At 63.3% G+C, this 21,304-nt stretch carries 18 protein-coding genes; 10 read left to right on the top strand and 8 right to left on the bottom strand.

The features are described 5' to 3' along the window. Positions 1–14: 14 nt before the first annotated feature. A complete protein-coding gene (locus LG385_RS19085) occupies positions 15–1,169 on the top strand; it encodes an O-antigen ligase family protein (protein ID WP_225775511.1) in 1,155 nt (384 codons plus the stop codon). Here LG385_RS19085 and LG385_RS19080 read toward each other — a convergent pair. Then, on the bottom strand, positions 1,144–1,785 hold the full coding sequence (locus LG385_RS19080) for a lipopolysaccharide kinase InaA family protein (RefSeq protein WP_225775510.1): 642 nt from the start codon (positions 1,783–1,785) through the stop codon (positions 1,144–1,146). The two genes, LG385_RS19085 and LG385_RS19080, sit on opposite strands and share 26 nt — an antisense overlap. A 114-nt stretch (positions 1,786–1,899) precedes the next feature. Between LG385_RS19080 and msbA the strand changes: the two genes are divergently transcribed. From msbA to hldE, 3 genes are all read left to right on the top strand, one after another. Continuing rightward, the gene (msbA, locus tag LG385_RS19075) at positions 1,900–3,702 is read left to right on the top strand and encodes a lipid A export permease/ATP-binding protein MsbA (RefSeq protein WP_225775509.1); all 1,803 of its coding nucleotides are present in this window, start codon (positions 1,900–1,902) and stop codon (positions 3,700–3,702) included. A 164-nt stretch (positions 3,703–3,866) separates the two neighbouring features. Then, positions 3,867–4,538 (top strand): sulfotransferase family 2 domain-containing protein, encoded by a 672-nt coding sequence (locus LG385_RS19070; protein WP_225775508.1) that lies wholly within the window; start codon positions 3,867–3,869, stop codon positions 4,536–4,538. A gap of 79 nt (positions 4,539–4,617) precedes the next feature. Further along, positions 4,618–6,039: a bifunctional D-glycero-beta-D-manno-heptose-7-phosphate kinase/D-glycero-beta-D-manno-heptose 1-phosphate adenylyltransferase HldE gene (hldE, locus tag LG385_RS19065; RefSeq protein ID WP_181113546.1), complete on the top strand. Its 1,422-nt coding sequence runs from the start codon at positions 4,618–4,620 to the stop codon at positions 6,037–6,039. Between the two features lie 3 nt (positions 6,040–6,042). Here hldE and LG385_RS19060 read toward each other — a convergent pair whose 3' ends face one another. From LG385_RS19060 to LG385_RS19045, 4 genes are all read right to left on the bottom strand, one after another. Next, positions 6,043–7,014, bottom strand: a complete 972-nt coding sequence (locus LG385_RS19060) for a metal ABC transporter ATPase (RefSeq protein WP_225775507.1) — start codon at positions 7,012–7,014, stop codon at positions 6,043–6,045. A gap of 30 nt (positions 7,015–7,044) precedes the next feature. Further along, the gene (locus LG385_RS19055; RefSeq protein ID WP_225775506.1) at positions 7,045–7,857 is read right to left on the bottom strand and encodes an aldo/keto reductase; all 813 of its coding nucleotides are present in this window, start codon (positions 7,855–7,857) and stop codon (positions 7,045–7,047) included. Then, positions 7,854–9,026, bottom strand: a complete 1,173-nt coding sequence (locus LG385_RS19050) for an NAD(P)/FAD-dependent oxidoreductase (RefSeq protein ID WP_225775505.1) — start codon at positions 9,024–9,026, stop codon at positions 7,854–7,856. Before LG385_RS19050 ends, LG385_RS19055 begins: the two co-directional genes overlap by 4 nt. A 69-nt stretch (positions 9,027–9,095) precedes the next feature. Further along, a complete protein-coding gene (locus tag LG385_RS19045; protein WP_225775504.1) occupies positions 9,096–9,428 on the bottom strand; it encodes a DMT family transporter in 333 nt (110 codons plus the stop codon). 263 nt (positions 9,429–9,691) lie between these two features. On the opposite strand from LG385_RS19045, the gene LG385_RS19040 reads away from it, so the two are divergent. The 6 genes from LG385_RS19040 to LG385_RS19015 all read left to right on the top strand — a co-directional run bounded on the left by LG385_RS19040 (position 9,692) and on the right by LG385_RS19015 (position 18,371). Further along, positions 9,692–9,880, top strand: a complete 189-nt coding sequence (locus tag LG385_RS19040) for a hypothetical protein (RefSeq protein ID WP_225775503.1) — start codon at positions 9,692–9,694, stop codon at positions 9,878–9,880. Positions 9,881–9,925: 45 nt separating this feature from the next. Then, positions 9,926–10,411, top strand: a complete 486-nt coding sequence (locus tag LG385_RS19035) for a hypothetical protein (RefSeq protein ID WP_225775502.1) — start codon at positions 9,926–9,928, stop codon at positions 10,409–10,411. Positions 10,412–10,665: 254 nt separating this feature from the next. Further along, a complete protein-coding gene (locus tag LG385_RS19030; protein WP_225775501.1) occupies positions 10,666–12,846 on the top strand; it encodes a TonB-dependent siderophore receptor in 2,181 nt (726 codons plus the stop codon). Between the two features lie 58 nt (positions 12,847–12,904). After that, positions 12,905–14,161, top strand: a complete 1,257-nt coding sequence (fes, locus tag LG385_RS19025) for an enterochelin esterase (protein ID WP_225775500.1) — start codon at positions 12,905–12,907, stop codon at positions 14,159–14,161. A gap of 35 nt (positions 14,162–14,196) precedes the next feature. After that, positions 14,197–14,409: an MbtH family protein gene (locus LG385_RS19020; protein WP_225775499.1), complete on the top strand. Its 213-nt coding sequence runs from the start codon at positions 14,197–14,199 to the stop codon at positions 14,407–14,409. After that, positions 14,406–18,371 carry an enterobactin synthase subunit F gene (locus tag LG385_RS19015; RefSeq protein WP_225775498.1) on the top strand — a complete coding sequence of 1,322 codons (3,966 nt, stop codon included), beginning with the start codon at positions 14,406–14,408 and terminating at the stop codon, positions 18,369–18,371. The genes LG385_RS19020 and LG385_RS19015 overlap by 4 nt, the downstream gene beginning before the upstream one ends. Positions 18,372–18,438: 67 nt before the next feature. Here the strand turns inward: LG385_RS19015 and LG385_RS19010 are convergent, their stop codons facing one another. From LG385_RS19010 to fepD, 3 genes are read right to left on the bottom strand one after another with little or no spacing between them, the layout of a single operon-like run. Further along, entirely contained in the window at positions 18,439–19,233 is a 795-nt protein-coding gene (locus LG385_RS19010) for an ATP-binding cassette domain-containing protein (RefSeq protein ID WP_225775497.1), read from the bottom strand. Further along, positions 19,230–20,225 carry an iron-enterobactin ABC transporter permease gene (gene fepG / locus LG385_RS19005; protein ID WP_225775496.1) on the bottom strand — a complete coding sequence of 332 codons (996 nt, stop codon included), beginning with the start codon at positions 20,223–20,225 and terminating at the stop codon, positions 19,230–19,232. The genes LG385_RS19010 and fepG overlap by 4 nt, the downstream gene beginning before the upstream one ends. Beyond that, complete coding sequence (gene fepD / locus LG385_RS19000) at positions 20,222–21,208, bottom strand: Fe(3+)-siderophore ABC transporter permease (protein ID WP_225775495.1); 987 nt, start codon at positions 21,206–21,208, stop codon at positions 20,222–20,224. Before fepD ends, fepG begins: the two co-directional genes overlap by 4 nt. Positions 21,209–21,304: the final 96 nt, after the last annotated feature.

Here is a 21,304-nt window from a genome sequence, read left to right as displayed (position 1 = left end):
GCTAAGGGGTCGTTTTGCTAAGCCAGTCCTTCCAACGTTATTTCACTGCGCTGCTGGTGGCTTTCGTCCTGAGCTTTGTTGTTCAAGGTTCGGCGAAGTGGACCAATAACCTCTTCTACGCGTTTATTGCGCTACCTGGCCTGATCGCGTTGATCCGTAACCGCGGCTTCGGCCTGTTCAAGCAGCCACTGGCTGTCGGATGGCTGGTATTCCTGGGATGGTGCCTGGTACCGGCGATGCGGGAAGAGGGCATGCAGTTCTATAAACACATCGTTTATACCGGTCTGTTCGTGTTTATCGTCGCCGCCCTGGCGCAGGGGGAGTTTTTACACCGAGGCGAGGTGGCCCGAGCGCTGTTCTGGATCATCAGCCTGTATATCTATGTGTGTGCCGGCTATGCCTACCTTGAGCACGGTGTAGCGTTGGGCGCACGGGTGGACCTTTTGCCCGCACGCATGGAAAACGTGATCTACACCAGCATCTGGCTGGTCTGTGCGCTGGGATTGAGCTTGCCGGTCTGGGCCCGCGAGCGCCGCCATGCGGAAATGGCAGCCGCAGCCGTGCTGTCATTCATCGCCGTGGCGTTCGTGTTGCAAACCCGTACGGGTATCGTCGGCGGCGTCTTCCTGGCCGGGATCTGGAGCCTGTACAGCATTTACCGCAGCCCGCGCGTCGGCGGTGCAGTGGTAGCGGTACTGGCGCTGGGCGTGGCGCTTACGCTGTGGTGCCTGTGGCACGAGCCATGGGTTGCTTCGTTGATAGGCCGGGGTGATTCATACCGAACCGACTTGTTCCGGATCATGACAGGCGAGTGGGAACGGTGCGGATGGCTGCTGGGTTGCGGGGTGAATTTCCACACCACGCAAACTCTGCCAGGGGGCATACCTATCCCTCACCCGCATAACATCTTCGTGTCGCTGGGGCTTTATACCGGGGGGGTATCGCTGATGATCTTCCTTCCCCTGATGGCCGCGACCCTTTGGCAGGCCTGGCGGCAGCGCAGCCCCTGGGGCCTTTACCTGACGGCCGCGCTGCTGATGCTCAACTTCGACGGCAGCAAGATCGTAGGCAACCCCGACGAGTTGTGGCTGCTCGTGCTGCTGCCAGCGGCGGTGATCCTTGGGGGTACCCTTTCCCGCGGGGTCAGGCCGCCGCCAGTGCCTCATTGACCGCCGCTTCGGGGCACACATGCTGCCCTGCCATATACCCGGTGACAAAGGCCTCGCTATCGGCACATAACCAGGCGCGATCCTGAGGGTAACGCAGCATATGCTTGAAGTTGCGCTCACGTAACGAGCGTTTGAGCGGGCGCCGATAGAGGCGCAAGTCTGCAATGTCGATCAGGCCCAGCTCACCTGTGGGGGTGAGCACTACGTTACCCAAGTGAGCGGAGCGGAAATACACGCCGTTTTCGTGCAGTTGCGCAATGAACTCGCCCAGTTGCGCGCGCAAGGGGGCATGAGCGGTGCCAGCCTCGATCAGCTGCCGCAATGTCGCGCCGGGCAGGGGTGCGTAATGCACCGCGTCCCGCTCGATCTCGCCAATGCGATATACGGCGTTCACCTGCGGGCAGGGGATTCCCCTGGCCGCAAGGTGACGGCAGTTGTCGGCGAAGCGCCGGGCATAGGGATACCAGGCAGCCGAGGTCAATAGCCGCTTGCGCCTGAACAGCTTGAGCATAGAGCCATCCTGGAGCCGCAGCACCTTGTCGCCCGAGCCATCGGCTTCCAATACCTTGGCCCCGTCTCTCAATGCCAGATAACGGCGGTGATCAAGCGCTTGCATCAATACTCCTGCATAGGCCCTCTGACGCGGGGCAGGCGCGTATGGTAGCGCACCCGGGCTGCATGATGGCCCCCTGTGCTACACTGCGCGGCTCTTTCAATACGATGATTTCTCATGAGCAACCCTGAGCCCTCCGCGCCCTCGAGCCTGAAGATCTATCTACGGCTGTTGTCTTACATGCGGCCGTACGTAGGCCTGTTCAGCTTGAGCATCGTCGGTTTCGTGGTGTTCGCCTCTACTCAGCCGATGCTGGCGGGCATTCTCAAATACTTCGTCGATGGGCTGAACAACCCCCAGGCAGTGCTCTTTCCCACGGTGCCTTACCTGCGGGAGCTGCACCTCCTGCAAGCCGTACCTATATTGATCGTGCTGATCGCGGCCTGGCAGGGGCTGGGCTCGTATCTGGGCAACTATTTCCTGGCCAAGGTATCCCTTGGGCTGATCCACGACCTGCGCCTGGCACTGTTCGATAAACTGCTCGTGTTGCCCAACCGGTACTACGACACGCATAACTCTGGCCACCTTATTTCACGCATCACCTTCAACGTCACGATGGTCACCGGTGCGGCCACCGACGCCATCAAGGTGGTCATTCGCGAGGGGCTGACTGTCGTATTCCTGTTCGGCTACCTCTTGATGATGAACTGGCGGCTGACGCTTGTGATGCTGGCCATTCTGCCGGTGATCGCCATCATGGTGAGCAGTACCAGCAAGAAATTCCGCAAGCAGAGCAAAAAGATACAAGTCGCCATGGGCGATGTAACCCATGTCGCCTCCGAGACCATCCAGGGCTATCGGGTGGTGCGCAGCTTCGGTGGCGAGCGCTACGAGGCCGAGCGTTTTCGCAAGGCGAGCCAGAGCAATACCGACAAGCAGCTGCGCATGACCAAGACCGGAGCGGTCTATACGCCGATGCTGCAGTTGGTGATCTACACAGCCATGGCCGTGTTGATGTTCCTGGTGCTTTGGCTGCGCGGAGACGCCAGCGCAGGGGATCTGATCGCGTACATTACCGCCGCCGGCCTGCTGCCCAAGCCAATCCGTCAGCTTTCGGAAGTAAGCTCGACCATTCAACGTGGCGTAGCGGGCGCCGAGAGTATTTTCGAACAGCTCGACGTGGCTCCTGAGGTGGATACCGGGACCATCGAGCGCGAGCAGGTCAGCGGCCGGCTGGAGGTTCGCGGGCTGAACTTCAAGTACCCGGACACTGATCGGCAGGTATTGCGAGACATCAGCTTCACGGCAGAGCCAGGCCAGATGGTGGCGCTGGTCGGCCGCTCGGGTAGTGGTAAATCGACCCTCGCCAATCTGATTCCGCGCTTCTATCACCATGCGGACGGGGAAATCCTGCTGGATGGCGTTGAGGTGCAGGGCTACCGGCTTCGCAACCTGCGCAAGCATATCGCCCAGGTGAACCAGCAAGTAACGCTGTTCAATGACACCGTAGCGAACAACATCGCCTATGGCGACTTGTCGGGGGCGCCTCGAGAGCAGGTCGAAGCTGCCGCGACAGACGCCTTCGCCCGGGATTTCATCGAGCAATTGCCCCAAGGGTTTGATACCGATGTCGGAGAAAACGGCGTTCTGCTATCTGGCGGTCAGCGCCAACGTTTGGCCATCGCCCGCGCACTGTTGAAAAACGCTCCGTTACTGATCCTCGATGAGGCCACCTCGGCCCTCGACACTGAATCGGAGCGGCACATCCAGGGCGCGCTGGACCAGGTGATGAAGGGCCGGACCACACTGGTGATCGCCCATCGCCTGTCCACCATCGAAAAAGCCGACCTTATTCTGGTGATGGACCAGGGCCGCATCGTGGAGCGCGGAACGCACCAGGAACTGCTTGCCTTGAATGGTTTCTATGCCCGCCTTCATGCGATGGGTCTGGAAGAGCCTGGCAAAATGAACCTCGCTTGAGAGTGGGCTAGCCGGCCAGCGTGAGGGATTGCCTCCCGCTGGCCGTGCGTAATGCTCCTGATACGCTAACGGACGAAGCGGTGATGTATCTTCAATGGCAGTTTGCTAGTGTCGGCTATGGCCGATACGGCACGGGCCGGGAGGGGATATTTTCCTGTTTTATAGTGAAGCGATTTCTACCTGCAAGCACCTCCGGCCGCCTGGCCCGCAACGAGCCCTTCAACCCTGCTTTATTGCGGGGGCCGGCGCGGCTTCCCGAGCCATTCCGCGCCAACCGCTGCTTGTTCATCAATGTGTTCGGCTGCGAGGGTGACGCTGTCCACGCCGCCTTGTTCGGCCACACCAATCCCGGCCACGTACCGCTGCGCTGGTACGAGCACAAGTTTCCAGAGCACTACGCCGGTGCTTTCAAATTCGCCTTTGTGCGCGACCCGGTAGAGCGGGCGTATGTCGCCTGGGCGCGGCTGATGGAGGCCCGCCTGTTTCAGGCTGCCGAAGCCTGTGAGGACATGGATGCGGATGAAGGCTTCGACGGGTTCGTGGCGCACACTCTGACGCCGCAGGTTCTGCGCACCTACCCCGAATTCGCTCCGCAGACAGACTTCCTGGTCGATGCCCACGGCGTGCTTCGGCTCGACTTTATCGGCTACTACGAAACGCTGATGCGTGATTTTGGCTCATTACGGGATTTTCTCTGCATTCCCGCCGTACTGCCCTGGTCTGCTCCTGCTTACGAACGTACCCCGCAGCGGGTGCGCTATGCGGTTGGCCCGGCGGCCCGCAGGCGCCTGCGCCAGTTGTATGCGCGGGACTACGAGCTGTTGGGCTACGACTGAGCCGCCGGGCACTGGGGCTCGGGCCGCGCTCGGCCCTGTGATACTATCGCCGGCCTGTTAACTGTAGATGGGTTGGGCCATGAAGTTGTCGATGCCGCGTTTCGATCAAGCACCTGTCCTGGTGGTCGGTGATGTGATGCTCGACCGCTATTGGCATGGCGGCACTTCACGCATCTCCCCGGAGGCGCCCGTGCCGGTGGTGCGGGTAGAGCAGATCGAAGACCGCCCCGGCGGCGCCGCCAACGTTGCCCTGAACATCGCCGCCCTTGGCGCGCCCGCGTCGCTGGTTGGCGTTACCGGCGAGGACGAAGCCGCCGAAAGCCTCGCCGCGAGCCTGCGTGCCGCCGGGGTGAAGGCCAGTTTCCAGCGTATCGGCCACCAGCCCACCATCGTCAAGCTGCGGGTAATGAGCCGTCATCAGCAGCTGCTGCGCATCGACTTCGAAGAGCCCTTTGCCACCGACCCGGTGCAATTGAGCAACGATGTAGAAGCATTGCTGGCGGGCGTGAAGGTGCTGGTGCTGTCCGATTACGGCAAAGGCGCGCTGCAGAACCACCAGGCGCTCATCGAAGCCGCCCGCAAGCGTGGCATCCCGGTATTGGCCGATCCCAAGGGCAAGGACTTCACCCGTTACCGGGGCGCCACCTTGATCACCCCCAACCTGAGCGAATTCGAAGCCATCGTGGGGCGCTGCGCCGACGAAGCCGAACTGGTGGCCAAGGGCGCCACGCTGATGGCCGACCTGGAGTTGGGCGCCTTGCTGGTCACCCGCGGCGAACATGGCATGACCTTGCTGCGCCCAGGCCACCCGGCGCTTCACCTGCCCGCCCGTGCCCGCGAAGTATTCGATGTGACGGGTGCCGGTGATACGGTGATTTCCACGCTGGCCGCTGCCATCGCTGCTGGAGAAGAGTTGCCCCATGCCGTGGCACTGGCCAACCTGGCGGCTGGCATCGTGGTCGGCAAGCTGGGTACCGCCGCCATCAGCGCACCGGAGCTGCGCCGGGCTATCTCTCGCGAGCAGGGCTCGGAGCGCGGCGTGCTCACCTTGGATCAGCTGCTGCTGGCCATTGATGATGCCCGTGCGCATAACGAGAAAATCGTGTTCACCAATGGCTGCTTCGACATTCTGCATGCCGGCCACGTGACCTACCTCGAACAAGCCCGGGCCCAGGGCGATCGGCTGGTGGTTGCCATCAACGATGACGCTTCGGTCGCCTGCCTGAAGGGGCCGGGCCGCCCGATCAACAGCGTGGACCGGCGTATGGCCGTGCTTGCCGGCCTTGGCGCGGTGGATTGGGTAGTGAGCTTCCCTGAAGACACGCCCGAGAACCTGCTGCGCCAGGTAAAGCCAGACGTACTGGTAAAAGGCGGCGACTATTCTGTAGACCAGGTAGTGGGTGCGGACATCGTCAAAGGGTATGGCGGAACCGTGCGGGTGCTGGGGTTGGTGGCAAACAGCTCCACCACCGCCATCGTCGAGAAGATCCGCAACCGCTGACCTTCAGCCTTTATCACCCCGGCCAAAGCGCGCCAGCCGAATAAGCGCCTTGGCCCGGGTGGTAATGCGCCGCAGCCGGGTTTTCGGCCTGGCTGGGGCATTCACCCCTTGGCGTGCCAGCCATTCCCGCCAGCGCACCCGCTCCTCCCGCACTACCCAGCCTTCCTGGCGGCCGAAACTTTCGGCCAGGTACAGCCCGCGGGTGGGCGCAGGCACCAGTTTGCCCTTGCGCAGGGTATAGAGCTCGGCCAGCGGCGCGCCGTTTTTCAGCGGTATGAGGTACAGGTCGGGCCGGCTGCGATTGAGCCGGGTCACCAGCTCGCCTTTCTCCAGCCGCTCGTCCACGTGATACAGGCTCAGCCCGCGAACCTCCTTGGGTATCTCCAGGCGCATGTCATACACCAGCTGCAACGAGGCAGTGGGCTGATGAACATAGGCGCGCGGGCGTTCGATCAAGGTCAGGCTGCCGGTGCGTACAGGCAGGGCATCGCCGTTGCAGGGGCGCAAGCTGAAGGGCGCGGTTTCCCGATAGCGCAGGGCAGGGCTGTAGGGGGCGGGTAGCCAGGTGTCCTTGAACCGCCCGTTCAGCCAGCCCTCAGGCGTTTCGAGCAGGCATTCTTCGGCTATTTCCTGTACGGCGGTGTGCAGCGGAATATTGAGCTCGTGGGCCGGCACATACCCGGATATCAGCTTGAGCACCACATCGCCCCGGTCGATCCGCTGCTGGCGCACCAGTACCCAGTATTCCCGCCCTTCCCAGGCGAGGGTAAGGCGAACGGAGATTCCAAGGTTGGCCAACTCCAGCCGAAACCGCTGCGGATCCTCGATCGTCACGGGCTTGCGCTTTTCGAGGGTCTGGCTGAAGTTGATCGGCATGCCGGTGCCTTGGTAGGCCAAGCCATCAGGCCCGGCTTCGACCATCAGGGGCAGGGTCTTGAAGTTGCCTGGGTTGCTACGGCGAAGGGTGCGCGGCATGAAAATTCCTTATCGACGTGCCGCCCCACCTTAGCGCTTGCTCAGGACCGTGGCGGCGGTGGCCACGTTATGGGCCAGATGCACAGGATTGATGGTGCCGACTATCGCAGCGGTAACGCCGGGCTGCATGAACAGGGCCTCGAAGCTCGCCCGTACCGGGTCGATGCCCGGTTGCTGACACGCATGGCCGCTGGCCAAGGCTTTCTTGATCAGAATACCTTTGCCATGTGACGACGCGTATTCAATGACCGGCCGCTCCGCCTGTTCGTTCAGATTGTAGGTGACCATGGCACAATCGCCGATTTCCAGGGCCTTCAGGCCACCGGTAACGGTCTTGCCGGAAAAACCATAGGCGCGGATCTTCCCTTCCTGCTTCAGCCGGGCAAGGGTTTCATAGACATCGGTGTGCTCGAGAATGTGCAGGTCATTGCCGTCCGAGTGCACCATCACCAGGTCGATGCAGTCCGTTTCCAGCCGTTGCAGGCTGCGCTCTACCGAAAACCGCGTGTGTGCGGCGCTGAAGTCGAAGCGCGACTGGTTGTTCTCGAACTCTTCCCCCACCTTGCTCACGATCACCCATTGGTCACGCTGGCCGCGCAGCAACGGGCCCAGGCGGGTTTCGCTGTGGCCATAGGCGGGCGCCGTGTCCAGCAGGTTGATGCCCAGCCCCTGGGCCTGGCGGAGCAGGGCAGCAGCTTGCTGGTCATCCGGGATGGTGAAGCCATTGGGATACTTCACGCCCTGATCGCGGCCGAACTTCACTGTGCCCAGGCCCAGCGGCGAAACCATCAGGCCAGTGGAGCCCAGCGGCCGTTGCAAACCGTGCAGCGTAGGCAGGCTCATGGCAGCACCGCCCAGGCGGGTACGCCCAGCGGGGGCTGTGGCAACTCTGGCAGGCCGGGGGTGGAAATGGGTTGCAGGCCGTCGTGGGCGAGGGCGGCGATCACCCGATCGGCAAAATCCGGGGCCAGCGCCAGCTTGGTGGGCCAACCCACCAGCAGCGGGCCTTCTGCCGCGAGGAAGGCATTGTCGGGGCGCACAAGCCCGGACTGCGCCGGCTCGGCGCGGTCCACACGCAACGTGGCCCAGTGCACATCGGTGAGGTCTACCCACGGCAGCAACTGGCTCACTTCGTGACGCGCCGCGGCGATCTGTTGCGCCTCGTCCCGGGCCACGCCTTCGGCTTCGGCCAGGTCGCCACCGAGGTACCAGACCCATTGCCCGTCCGGGGCCGGGTGCGTGGTCACGGTCATGCGCGGCTTGGGCCCGCCACCCAGGCAGTGGGCATACAGCGGCTTGAGCGCGGCGCCTTTGGCCATCACCATGTGCAGCGGGCGGCGCTGCATGGCAGGCTGTTTTATCCCCAGCGCGCTGAGCAGGGCCTCGTTGCCCGCGCCCGCGCTGAGCACGATGCGCTGGGCCCGTATTTCCCGGCCATCCACCAGCAGCCCCACAGGGCGGCCATTTTCGGTCAGTGGTTCGATATGCTCGGCGGCCAGCAGGCTGCCATCGGCGAGTTCACCCAGGCGCTGTACCAGGCTGGGCACATCCACTACCAACTCGGCGAGGCGGTACACCTTGCCTTTGAACCCAGGGTTCTGCAGAGCGGGCGGTAGCTGATCACCCTTTACGGCATCCACGCGGCCACGCACGGCCTTGCTGGCGAAAAAGCTGGTGAGGTTGCCGGCTAGTGTGCCGGGCGACCACAGGTAGTGCGCTTCGGAGAGCAGGCGCACGCCGCGCAGGTCCAGCTCGCCGGTGCCGGCCAAGGCTTCGCGCCAGCGGCGTGGCATGTCGGCGATGGCTTCGGAGGCGCCAGTGAGCGCACCGTGCAAGGCGTATTTGGCGCCGCCGTGGATGATGCCCTGGGACTTCAAGGTTTGGCCGCCGCCCAGGCTGCCTTGCTCCACCAATACGGTGGACCAGCCAGCCCGGCGCAGGCGCGCGTTCAGCCATAGGCCCGCGACGCCAGCGCCAACGATCAGCACATCAGTGGAAATAGGGGTGGGCATTGGGTACCTCGGTGCGCCAGACAGGCGCCCAGTATACCTGACAGGCTTTCCCGGGGCGGCTGCCGCGCTTCAGTGCCCTGCCGTGCGCGAGAACAGCTGGATCACCACAACACCGGCCACGATCAGCGCCATGCCGGCCATGGCAGGTACGTCCAGCCGCTGCCCATAGATGAACAACGCCGCGATGCTCACCATCACGATCCCCATGCCCGCCCAGATCGCATAGGCGATCCCCACCGGAATGCTGCGCACCACCAGGGTCAGCATAAAGAAGGCAATGCCATAACCCACGATCACCAACGCCAGCGGCAGCGGCGTGCTAAAGCCCTTCACGGCCTTCATCGAAACGGTGGCGATCACTTCGGCGCAGATGGCGATGGCGAGGTAATAATAGGCGGTCATGGGATGTCCTTGTTTGTTTCAGAACATTCTAGAGGAAGCGGAGCGCTCAAGGACAGCAGCCCTTAAAGGGGGCTGGTCAATCTGCTTCGCTTAGCGTGTCCTGACGAAGAGCAGGGGTGGCCTAACATCCGTATACAATTTCGAATAGCGATCCAGCCCTTGCTGGCCAGCGTTTACGGGGAAAGTCAAACTTCGTTCAATTGAACCTGTGGCGAGGCTGAGGTAGGGTTCCTATTGAGCAAAGCCGTTGAGGTCCTCCCGCCATGAAAAACAAGCTGCTGTTTTCCCGAAGCCTTATCAGTGTCGCCAATGCCAGGCTGGCCGCCGGCAATGGCAAGCCCACGTCTGCGCTTCCCCGCGAGGTTGCGGCAATACTTTCCGAAGGCCGAAAGACAACCGAAGAGCTGAGAGTGGCCTTCGTAAGCGCTTCGCTCCGGTTGAGAAAGGCATAACTGCGGATGTCGAATGGAAGCTATAACTATATTTACAGGGAGTTGGTGACTAACGAGAACGATATTCTCGGAATCATCGCCTATTCGTTATACAAGCGGCAAAAGATTGAATATATACAGGGCTTCAAATCAAGAAACGGTGCCGAGCCCTCCAATGAGGACCTGGTTCCTTTTCATGACATAAGCAATAGTCTCTCTCAGCTAGAGAGTTATAGAAACCAGGCCAGCCAACTCGCTCAAGACTTTCTCGATATCACCCTTGAAACCCAGGCCGAACAGCTCGAAAAGTATTACGCCGGGAAAGCCGGCGATGAGATAAGAAACGCGAAGCCGGGGTTTTGGGCTGGCGTTGCGCAGAGTGTTGTGGGCTCTGTGCTGTTCGTGTTCCTTCTGGGCTGCCTTGTGTTCTTTACCTGGAGCCTGAACCAGGGGCCAAAACAGGTAATCGAGCAGGTCTTCGACATCCAGATCCTCAATTCCAGGCCGCAGGTGGACAGTACTACGCCGGGAATGGGCGCGCCTGCTGCCTGACACCCCCCCAAATGTATCAATCCGCAAATAAGATGCTATAGGTTTGCGGATGTTATTGAGATTGACTACCATCCGAGCGCCTCGGCGATGCAGCGTACTGCGTCGTCAGGGGGATTGCATGCTGCCATTACTCTTGGCTGGCCGGCCTGACCATAGATGGGTTGGACGCTGCCCGCAGCGCCGCCGGGGCTGAACGCTCCGTGCAAGGCCCGCGCGCCGGCTCGCTTCACCGTTCGGAATACAAAGGACAATCGATGAACGTTCACCGGGGAATCACGCACTTATTCACAGGCAGCCGCCCGCAGCGCCTGCTGCTGGCCAGTTTGCTGGTACCGTTTCCGCTGAGTGCCTTGGCCGAAACCGTTACCCTGCAAGCGCCTGCCGTGGAACTGGACACGCTCACCGTAGAGGGCAACCGGCTGTACGACATGCCACCCTCCGAACAAACCGGCGGCTATACCACCGAATCCGCCACCGTAGGCACCAAAACCCCGGCCGCCCTGCGTGACATTCCCCAGTCCACCACCAGCTACACCAACGAATACATCCGCGACCGGCAGTTCGTGCACCTCGATGACCTGGCCAAATACACCGCCGGCCTGCGCGTGCTCACCAACGATAGCGGGCGTTCGTCGATCTATGCCCGCGGCTACGAGTACGACGAATTCAATATCGACGGCCTGCCGGCGCCCATGGCCAGTATCTTCGGTACCGTCCCGTCGCTGGTGGCGTTCGACCGGGTAGAAGTGATGCGTGGCCCGTCGGGGCTGTTCAACAGCACCAGCGAACTGGGCGGCGTGGTGAACATGGTTCGCAAGCGCCCCACCGCCGAATTCCAGGGCCACGTGGAAGCGCGCTACGGCACCTGGGACCAGAACTACCAAGAGGTGGACGTGTCCGGCCCGCTGGATGAAGCCGGGCGCGTACGTGGGCGCTTTATCGCCTCGCGCTCGGACACCAATGGCGAAGTCGATTACAACGCCAATACCAGCAACACCTACTACGGTGCGCTGGATGTCGACCTGAACGACAGCACCCAGGTCTCGTTCGGCCTGCTGCATGAAGTGAAGAACATCACCCCCAACAACGGCTACCCAACCGACGCGAAGGGTAACTTGCTGGACTTCAGCCAGTCGAAGTTCTTCGGCGCCGACTGGAACTACTTCGACGGCAAGACCACCGACCTTACCGCCGAGCTGACGCACCGCTTCGACAACGGCGGCTACGGGCGAATTGCCCTGCGCGGGTCGCAGCGCGACACCAACTACATGTATGCCTTTACCGGGGCGGCAGTGCAGGCCAACGGCAATACCACCCTGCGCGCCAGCAACCGCGACTTCGAGCAGGATGCGTTCTCGATGGACGCCAGCTACAGCCAGCCGTTCGCGGCGCTGGGGCAGGTGAGCGAGTTCGTGGTGGGTACCGACTACAAGCACTACAACACCACCTACAAGGACGGCAGCAAGGTCTTTGGCACGATCAACGTCAATACCTACGACCCGACGGATATTGCCAAGCCGGCCAAGTTCTATACCACTCAGGTCGATACCGACGAGCAGGAGCTGGGCCTGTACTCGAAGGTCACCTTCCGGCCGATTGCCCGCCTGGCCTTGATCGGTGGCGCGCGCCTGAGCAGCTATCGTGGCGAGGGTTACACCACCACGTTGGCCAGCGGCGCCAAAACCGGCAGCGACCGCGACGTCAACGGCTACGTTACCCCGTACGGCGGCATGGTCTTCGACCTGGACGAGCACCATTCCCTGTATGCCAGCTACTCGCAAGTGTTCAAGCCGCAATCCAACGTTGGCCAGGATGGGAAACTCATCAAGCCCCATGAGGGCGAGCAGTTCGAAGTGGGGATCAAGGGCAGCTACTTCGACGGCGGCCTGAACGCACGCGTGTCGGCCTTCCAGCTGAACGACAAGAACCGCGCGGTGAACCCGGTCGACGCTAATGGCACCAGCATCACCAGCTATTACGTGGCAGGGGGCAAATCCCGCATCCGCGGCGCCGAGTTCGAAGTGAGCGGCAACCTCACCCCCAACTGGGATGTGCTGGCCGGCTACACCTACATGAAGACCGAGAGCCTGGAAGGCGCACCCAACACCACCTTCATGACGATGCCGCGGCACCAGGCCTCGCTGTGGACCAAGTACACCCTCGATGCTGGCCTGCTCTCGGGCCTGAGCGTGGGTGGGGGTATCACCGGGATGAGCGACTTCTACATGGAAAGCAACAACATCAAGGTGGCCGCCCCAGGCTATGCCACCGTGGATGCCAAGTTGTCTTACCCTGTCACCAAGCAGCTCACCGCCACCCTGGACGTGAACAACCTGTTCGACCGCGAGTACTACTCGCGGGTGGGGTCGGTCTCCACGTTCAACTTCACCGGGCCTTCTCGTAGCATGACCGTAGGCGCCCGCTACGACTTCTGATCGCCCCCGGGCCGCTGCCAGCACGTTAGCCGGCAGTGGCCACGCCTGGAACGAGCTGATGCCAAACGCTATACGCAGCCCTGTGCTGCAACGCAGCGACACCGGAACCGAGCAGTGGTGGCAAGCCATTGCCGCGCTGGGTACGCCGTTGATCGAAGCGGCGAGCCCTGGCCACTGCCGGCTCACTTTTTTATGGCGCGACCCACAAGGGTTGGCTGAACACTCCACTACCCGACGGGTGTGGATCAACATCACTGGCGTGACCGATCACCACCAGGCAAAAGGCCCGCAAAGCCTCGAGCGGCTGGCCGGCACGGACGTGTGGTATTTCGAGATTGAGCTGGCCGATACCTGGCGCGGCAGCTACAGCCTGATACCCAGCCAAAACGCCAACGGCCCGGGCGAGGGGCGTGAAGCACTGCGTAGCTGGTGGAAATCCCGCTTTGCCGCCGCCCGCCGAGACCCCCTCAACCGCCAACGGGGTTGGACAGGCCAACGCGGGATCGAAGTGTCCACCGCGCAGTTGCCCGATGCGCCACCGCAGCCCGCCTGGGCGGCGTTTGACCGTGGCGACCTATGGCCGGCACCGGGCTTCCCTGAGCTGCACCGCCTTGAATGGAACAGCGCACGGCTGGGCAATCAACGCCAGGTATGGATCGGTGGCACTGGCTCGGCGGGGGATGCGCGGCGGCCTTTGGCAATTCTGCTGGATGGGCGGTTCTGGGCCGAGACGGTGCCCGTGGGCCCGGCGTTGAGCCAGCTGACTGCCGCAGGTGAGCTTCCTGGCGCCGTTTACGTGTTGATCGACAACATCGACAGTGCCCACCGCGCTCGCGAACTCACGTGTAATCCCGACTTCTGGGAAGCCGTGCAAGAAGAATTGCTGCCGCTGGTGCGCCAGTGTGCCGCGTTCAGCGAGGCGGCGAGCAGCACCGTTGTCGCAGGCCAGAGCTTCGGCGGGTTGTCGGCGCTGTATGCCGGCCTCCATCGGCCTGAACGGTTCGGCTGTGTGCTGAGCCAGTCCGGTTCGTATTGGTGGCCACGGCGCCCGGCTGAACAAGCGGGAGCGCCGGGCGGCTGGCTTATCGAGCAGATCGAACAAGGGCTGGGCGCTGGCTCCGGCCTCAAGCTGTACCTGGAAGCCGGCACCCGCGAGCCATTGATCCAGGCTGCTCATCAGCAGTTGCTACCCCTTTTGGCGAAGCGGGGCTGGCCCCACGTCTGGCGGCCGCTAGATGGCGGCCATGATGCCCTGTGCTGGCGTGGCGGGCTGCTCGATGGGCTTGCCGCGTTGTGGGCGGATATGCCCCGCTAGCTGCATTTGTTTTTGACTTGGAAAAGGATACGCACGTGGAACAGCTCAACCCCTTCGATGACCCTCTACAGGTGTGTTTCGTCCTTGCCAATGCGCGTGGGCAATACAGCCTGTGGCCGGACGTCGCCCCTGTGCCCGCCGGCTGGCGCCAGGTACACGGCCCGGCAAGCCGCGCGGCCTGCGGGGAGTGGGTTGAGCTCACTTGGAAAAACCTTTGCGCGCCCGCCGCCAGCGGGGTGGCCAAATGAGCGAGAACGCCTTGATGAACCCGGTTCGCCAGCAATTATGTGAATTGCCCCTGGTGGCTGCGCAGCCCGGGATCTGGATCGCCGACCAGCTGACCCCTCACCACAATGCATATGCCGTGGCGCACTACGTCGAGCTGGAGGGCGCGCTTGACGTTCCGGTGCTGTTGCAGGCGATCGATGCCGGGGTGGCGGAGGTGGATACCCTGCGGCTGGTATTCACCGAGCACGACGGCGTGCCTGCCCAGCGCTTCGATCCGAACGCGCCTTTGCCGGCAGCGGCGTGCGTAGACCTGCGCGGCCATCCTGACCCGCATGGCGCCGCCATGGCCTGGATGCAGGCCGACCTGCGCCAGGACCTGCGCGCTCAGGGCAAAGGGCTGCAGTGGGCGAACGTGCTGTTGCGCACCGCAGACCAGCAATGGTGCTGGTACCAGCGCTATCACCACCTGGCCTTGGACGGCTACAGCTTCGCCGGCCTCACCAGGCGCATCGCTCAGCGTTATACCGCCGCCATGCGTGGCGAAGCCCCGGGGCCATCTCCCTGGACGCCGTTCCAGAATGTGGTGGAGGAATACCAAGCCTACGAGACTTCGGAAACCTGCCGGCAGGATCGTGATTTCTGGGTAGAAAAAGCCCGCCAGCTCCCACCGCCTGTCACCCTTTCGCCCGCGCCGCTGAGCGGCCAGGTGCCGACTACCCAATTGCTGCGTGAACGCTGCGTGGTGCCACCTGAGCTGATGCAGCCGCTGCTGGCTGCCGCCGAGCCCCGCCGCCTGGGCACCGCCGATATTGCAGTCGCGCTGGTGGCGCTGTGGCTTTCGCGGCTGGGCGGTCAGGACGACTTTACCGCAGGCTTCATCTTCATGCGCCGCATGGGTTCGGCCGCGGCCAGCGCTGCGGGCGCCGTGATCAACGTGCTGCCGATGGAAATGCACATTGGTGCCGAGGACGACCTGTTCGACCTGGCAAAAAGCGTATCGAAGGAAATGAAAACCCTGCGCCGGCGCCAGCGCTATGAAGCCGAGCAGATCCAGCGCGACCTGGGCCGCGTGGGCGACGCGGAGCCTTTGTATGGGGCGGTGATCAACCTCAAGTTGTTCGAATTCCAGCTGGATTTCGACGGCGTGCCGGGCGTCACGCATGCCCTGGCTGCTGGCCCGGTAAGGGACCTGGAGATCACCCTCTACCTGGACCAGGCCCAACAGCTCACCGTTGAGGTGCTGGCCAACGCCGAGCGTTATGACGCCCAGGCCCTGGCGCGCCATGTGCAACGGTTTGCCTTGCTGGCGCGTCAGTTTGCCCAGCAACCGGCCCTGCCTTGCCGCGCGGTTGACCTGCTGCATGCCGAAGACCATTCGCTGCTGGCAACCGTCAACCGCACTGCTCGGCCGCTCACGGATGACACCCTGGTTACGCTACTGCGCCGCCAGGCGGAACTCACCCCGGCTGCGGCAGCCTTGTCCGATGCCGAGCATCAACTCAGTTACCGAGAGGTACGTGAGCAGGTAATTGCCCTTGCCCAGCGGCTGGTGCAGCAAGGCGTGCAGCCAGGCGATACCGTGGCCGTGGCGCTGCCGCGCTCGGTGTTCCTGTCCCTGGCGCTGATGGCAATCGTGGAAGCGGGCGCGGCGTACCTCCCTCTTGATACGGGCTATCCGGACGACCGTCTGGCGCTCATGCTCGAAGACGCCAGCCCGCGGCTGGTGCTGGCGTCCGAGGATCAAGCCACGCGGCTGGCAGGCTTCAGTACCGGCCCCATGCTGCGGTATGACGCGCTGCTACAAGCCGACCCGGCCCTGCCGCGAAACTTCAGCGGCCCGCAACCTTGCAGCGCCGCTTACATCATCTACACGTCGGGCTCCACCGGCCGCCCCAAGGGGGTGGTGGTAGGGCACCAGGCAATCGTCAACCGGCTGCTATGGATGCAGCACCAATACCCCATCGGCCTGGCCGACACCGTGTTGCAGAAAACGCCGAGCAGTTTCGACGTGTCGGTGTGGGAGTTCTTCTGGCCGCTGATCGTTGGCGCGCGGCTGCACATGGCGCCACCCGAGGCCCATCGCGACCCGGAAGCGCTGCAGCTGCTGATCGAGCAGCAGCGGGTTACCACGATGCACTTCGTGCCGTCGATGCTCGCGGCCTTCGTCGCCACCCTTGACGATCCTGTTGCGGTTGAGCGGTGCAAACCGCTGCGGCAGGTCTTCTGCAGCGGTGAGGCACTGCCCGCCGACCTCTCCCGTCGCTGGCAGCGGCGTACAGGCGTGGCGCTGCACAACTTGTATGGCCCTACCGAAGCCGCCGTGGACGTGAGCTGGTACCCGGCACACGGCGAGGCATTGGCGGGGGTAACCGGGGCCAGCGTGCCGATTGGCTATCCCGTATGGAACACCGGCCTGCGCATCCTTGATCGCCGCCTGCGCCAGGTGCCGCCAGGCGTGGCCGGGGACCTTTACCTTACGGGTGTGCAGCTGGCCCATGGGTATCTCGGCCGAGCGGAGCTTACCGCCAGCCGGTTCGTGGCAGACCCTTATGGCAACGGCGAGCGTATGTACCGCACCGGCGACGTGGCGCGCTGGCTGGAAAGCGGCGCAGTGGAATACCTTGGGCGTAGCGACGATCAGTTGAAGATCCGCGGCCAACGCATCGAGCTGAACGAGATCGACCACGCCTTGTTGGCCTTGCCCGGTATCGCGCAGGCGGTCACCCATGCTCGCGTGCTGGGCGAGGCGGCCAACGCCACGGGCGGCGATGCACGCCAATTGGTGGGCTACGTGATCCCCCAGACCGGTGCCCAGCTGGATTTGCCCTCACTGCGCGCCACGCTGGCCGACCGCTTGCCAGCGCATATGGTGCCGGTCGCTCTGGTCGAGATGGAGGCGTTCCCCCTTGGCGCTACCGGGAAGCTGGATCGCAAGGCATTGCCGTTGCCAAGCGTGCAAGGTGAAAGCCGAGGCAGGGCGCCAGCGCAGGGGTTGGAGCAAGCCATCGCGCGCGCGTTCGGGCGCATTCTGGAACGTGATGAGGTAAGCGCCGACGACGATTTCTTCGCACTGGGCGGGCATTCGTTACTGGCCATGACTTTGGCGGCGAACCTGCGGCGTGAATTGCAGCGGCCAGTCTCGGTAGGCCAGGTGATGATCGCCTCTTCTGTAGCGCGGCTGGCCAGCCTGCTCGAAGCGCAGCAAAGCGAAGCCGAGGCACAGGCCGCCGGTACCGACAGCTTGCTGCCGCTGCGGCAGGGCAATGGCCCTACTTTGTTCTGCTTCCATCCGGCTTCCGGGTTCGCCTGGCAGTTCAGCGTGTTGCAGCGCTACATCGACCCGCATTGGTCCCTGCTGGGCATCCAGTCGCCCCGCGGCATCGGGCCGTTGCAGCATGGGCAGCACCTGGACGACGTGTGCGATGCACACCTCGAGCTGGTTCGCGGTTTGCAGCCCAAGGGGCCGTATCATTTCCTGGGTTATTCGCTTGGTGGCACCCTGGCCCACGGCATCGCGGCCCGGCTGCGCGCGGAAGGTGAGGAGGTGGCGTTCCTGGGGCTGCTGGATACCTATCCGCCCGAGACGCAGAACTGGGACGAGCGCGCTGGCAAGAACCAGCTCGATCCCGAAGTGCTGGCGGAAGTGAACCGTGAACGCGAGCAATTCATTGCCGCGCAACGGGGCGTGCTGGGCGAAGCGGGAGGCGAGGGCGGCACGCGGCTGTTCGACCATATTGAGGCCAACTACGCGGACGCCGTACGCCTGCTGGCCACGGCGCGTAGTGCCCGCTTCGAAGGCATCGCCACCTTGTTCGTGGCGGAGAAAACCCTGCCATCAGGGATGGACGTTACTCAAACCTGGGGTCGCTTCGTGAAAGGGCTCGAAGTCCAGCGGCTGGATTGCGCTCACGTGGATATCATTTCGCCAGCCATGCTGGCTCAGGTCGGGCCCATGATCAACCGTGCGCTGAAGGCCCTTTAGCGCTTATTCGCGAGCTCCGCCTGCGGCTTCGCCGGATGGCCCGCCCCGTTGCTACAGGGGCCGCTGTTTAGCGGCTGCCCAATGGAATGATCAGCGGCGTATGCGCTACCGGGTCTTCGATGATCATGCAGCGCAGGTCGTATACCTGCTCGATCAGCTCCACGGTAACGATGTCCCGGGGGCGGCCGCAGGCAACGATCTTACCGTCGCGCATGGCAATCAGGTGGGTCGCGTAACGGCACGCCTGGTTGAGGTCATGAAGCACCACCGCCAAGGTATGGCCATGGTCTTCATTGAGGTGCTGGAGCAATTCCAGCAGCTCGATCTGGTGAGTAATGTCCAGCCATGTGGTGGGCTCATCCATCAACACTAACGGCGTTTGCTGGGCCAATACCATGGCGATCCACACCCGCTGGCGCTGCCCGCCAGACAGTGTGTCCACCGGCTCGGCCCATAAGTTATCCACACCCGTGGCCTGCATCGCTTTTTGTACCGCGCGCTCGTCTTCGTCGCGCCAGCGGCTCAGCAGGCGCTGGTGTGGATAGCGGCCGCGGGCAACCAGATCCTTGACGGTAATGTCGCCCGGCGCGCTGGCGCTCTGGGGCAGCAGGCTCAAACGGCGCGCGACTTCCTTGGTGGGGTATTGCTGAATGGCCTGGCCGTCGAGCCACACCTGGCCGCTGGCCGGTTGCAACAACCGGCTGAGGCTGCGCAGCAAGGTGGACTTGCCGCAGGCATTCGGGCCAATGATCACCGTCAGCTCGCCTTCAGGGATGCTGACCGACAGGTCCTTGGCAACCACTTTGCCGTCGTATGCCAAGGTGAGATCGGTGGCGTAAAGGCGACTGGACGGTACGGTCATTTACGGGCCTCGCGAATCAGCAGAGCAATAAGGTACAAGCCGCCAACGCTGACGGTAATCAGGCCAACAGGCACTTGGTAGGGGCTAAGCAAGTGCTGCGCGGCAACGTCTGCACTGAGCAGCAAAAAGGCGCCGCACAGCGCGGCCATGGACAGGGTAAGCGCCTGGCCGCTGCCAAGGCGGCGGGCAATCTGCGGAGCTGCCAGCGCGACGAAGGCAATGGGGCCTGCAACAGCGGTAGTGGCGGCGGTGAGAACGATACCCGCCAGCATCAGCCACAGCCGTGACCGCTCTACTGGCACGCCCAGCGCGCAGGCTGTGTCATCGCCCATCTCCAGCAGGCGCATGCGGCGGCTGAGCAGCAGCGCGGCGGCCAGCGCCCCGGCGATGATCAGCAACGCAGGAAGCGCCTTCGCCCAAGTTACGCCATTGAGCGAACCCGCGTTCCACAGGCCTGCGGACACTGCGGTATCGAGCGTGGTATTGGTGACCAGCCAGTTGTTGACCGCCAGCAAAAAGGCACGCATGCCCAGGCCGATCACGATCAGCCGGAGCGCGCTCATGCTGCTGGTCCAGGCCAACTGGTAAACCAGCAGGGCAGTCACCAGGCCACCAGCGAGGGCTGCGCCAGTGCTGGCAAGCATGCCGCCCTCGAACATCACCACCCACACCAGTACACCGGTATACGCGCCCAGGTTGAACCCCAGAATGTCCGGGCTGCCCAGCGGGTTACGCAGCAGCGACTGGAAGATCGCGCCGCTCACGCCCAGCGCGGCGCCCAGGCAGAGCGCGACCACCACCCGCGGCAGGCGCCATTCCATCACGATCATTCGCGTGCCTTTTGGCCCTTGGCCAAGCAAGGCGTTCAGCAACTGTTCGGGGCTTAGCGGCAGGGTGCCTTTGCCCAGGGAATACACGCCCAGCCACAAACACGCCGCCATCAGTGCCAGCGCGCATCCCTGCACGCGGCGCCGCTGCGTGACCCGGCTCACAGCGCCACCAGCCGGCTGCGCCGCGCCAGCAGCACCAATACCGGTGCGCCGATCAGGGCGGTCATGATGGACACCCGCAGTTCGGTGGCGGTGAGCAAGCGCCCAAGTGTGTCCGCCAGCAACAGCAGCAGGGGGGTGATCAGCAGGGCCGCTGGAAGCAGCCGTGCGTGAGATGGCCCGGCGACTCGGCGCGCCATGTGAGGCACCATTAGCCCAACGAACGCGATCGGGCCAACCAGCGCCGTAGTGGCACCGCACAGCAGGGTGATACAGCCTAGCCCCAGCAGTTGCGTGCGCAGCACGCCGGTGCCCAGCGCGGCGGCGAGATCATCACCCAGGCCAAGGCTGTCCAGTGAACGCGCCAGGGCCAGGCTGAGCAGCACACCGGCCACGATGGGCGGCGCTGCCCAGCGCAATAGCGTCAGTTCGCGGATATCCAGCGAGCCCGCTTGCCAGAAACGCACCTGGTCGTGGACCAACGGGTTGAGCAACGAGATGCCGGAGGCAATGCCTTCCAGCGCAGCGCCCAAGGCCACGCCCACCAGCAACAGGCGCACGGGGCTGAAGCGCCGGCCGCTGGCCATGCCGGTAAAGGCGACCAGTAGCGAAGCCGCGAGCGCGCCGGCACAGGCGAAGGTGAGATACGCAAATGGGCTGTGCGCTGAAAAGAACGCAATGCCGACCACAATGGCGAAGCTGGCGCCGGCATTCACGCCAAGCACGCCGGGGTCCGCCAGTGGGTTGCGAGTAAGGGTTTGCATCAGCACGCCCCCAGTGCCTAGCGCCATGCCTGCCACAAGCCCGGCCAAGGTACGGGGCAGGCGAGCGTCGGTTACCAGTGTGCAAACGGGAGTGCCGCAGTTGGTTGTGAGGGCCTGCCAAACATCAGCCAGAGGGACATGGCTGGCACCGACTTGCAGGCTCAGCGCGATAGCGGCCAGCAGCGCGACTACCAACCCCGCGAGGGAAAAAACAAAACGCATGAAGTCACGATACTCAGTGAATACGAATGTATCTTCGCTAATACGAAGCATTCTCTGATGAGATGAGTTGTCAGAATGCTAACATGGCCCGCAACC

It is taken from the genome of Pseudomonas sp. Marseille-Q5115 (genome assembly GCF_916618905.1).
Taxonomy (GTDB): Bacteria; Pseudomonadota; Gammaproteobacteria; order Pseudomonadales; family Pseudomonadaceae; genus Aquipseudomonas; species Aquipseudomonas japonica_A.
The sequence above is the reverse complement of the archived record's forward strand: the minus strand, read 5'-3'. Positions and strand labels throughout refer to the sequence as shown.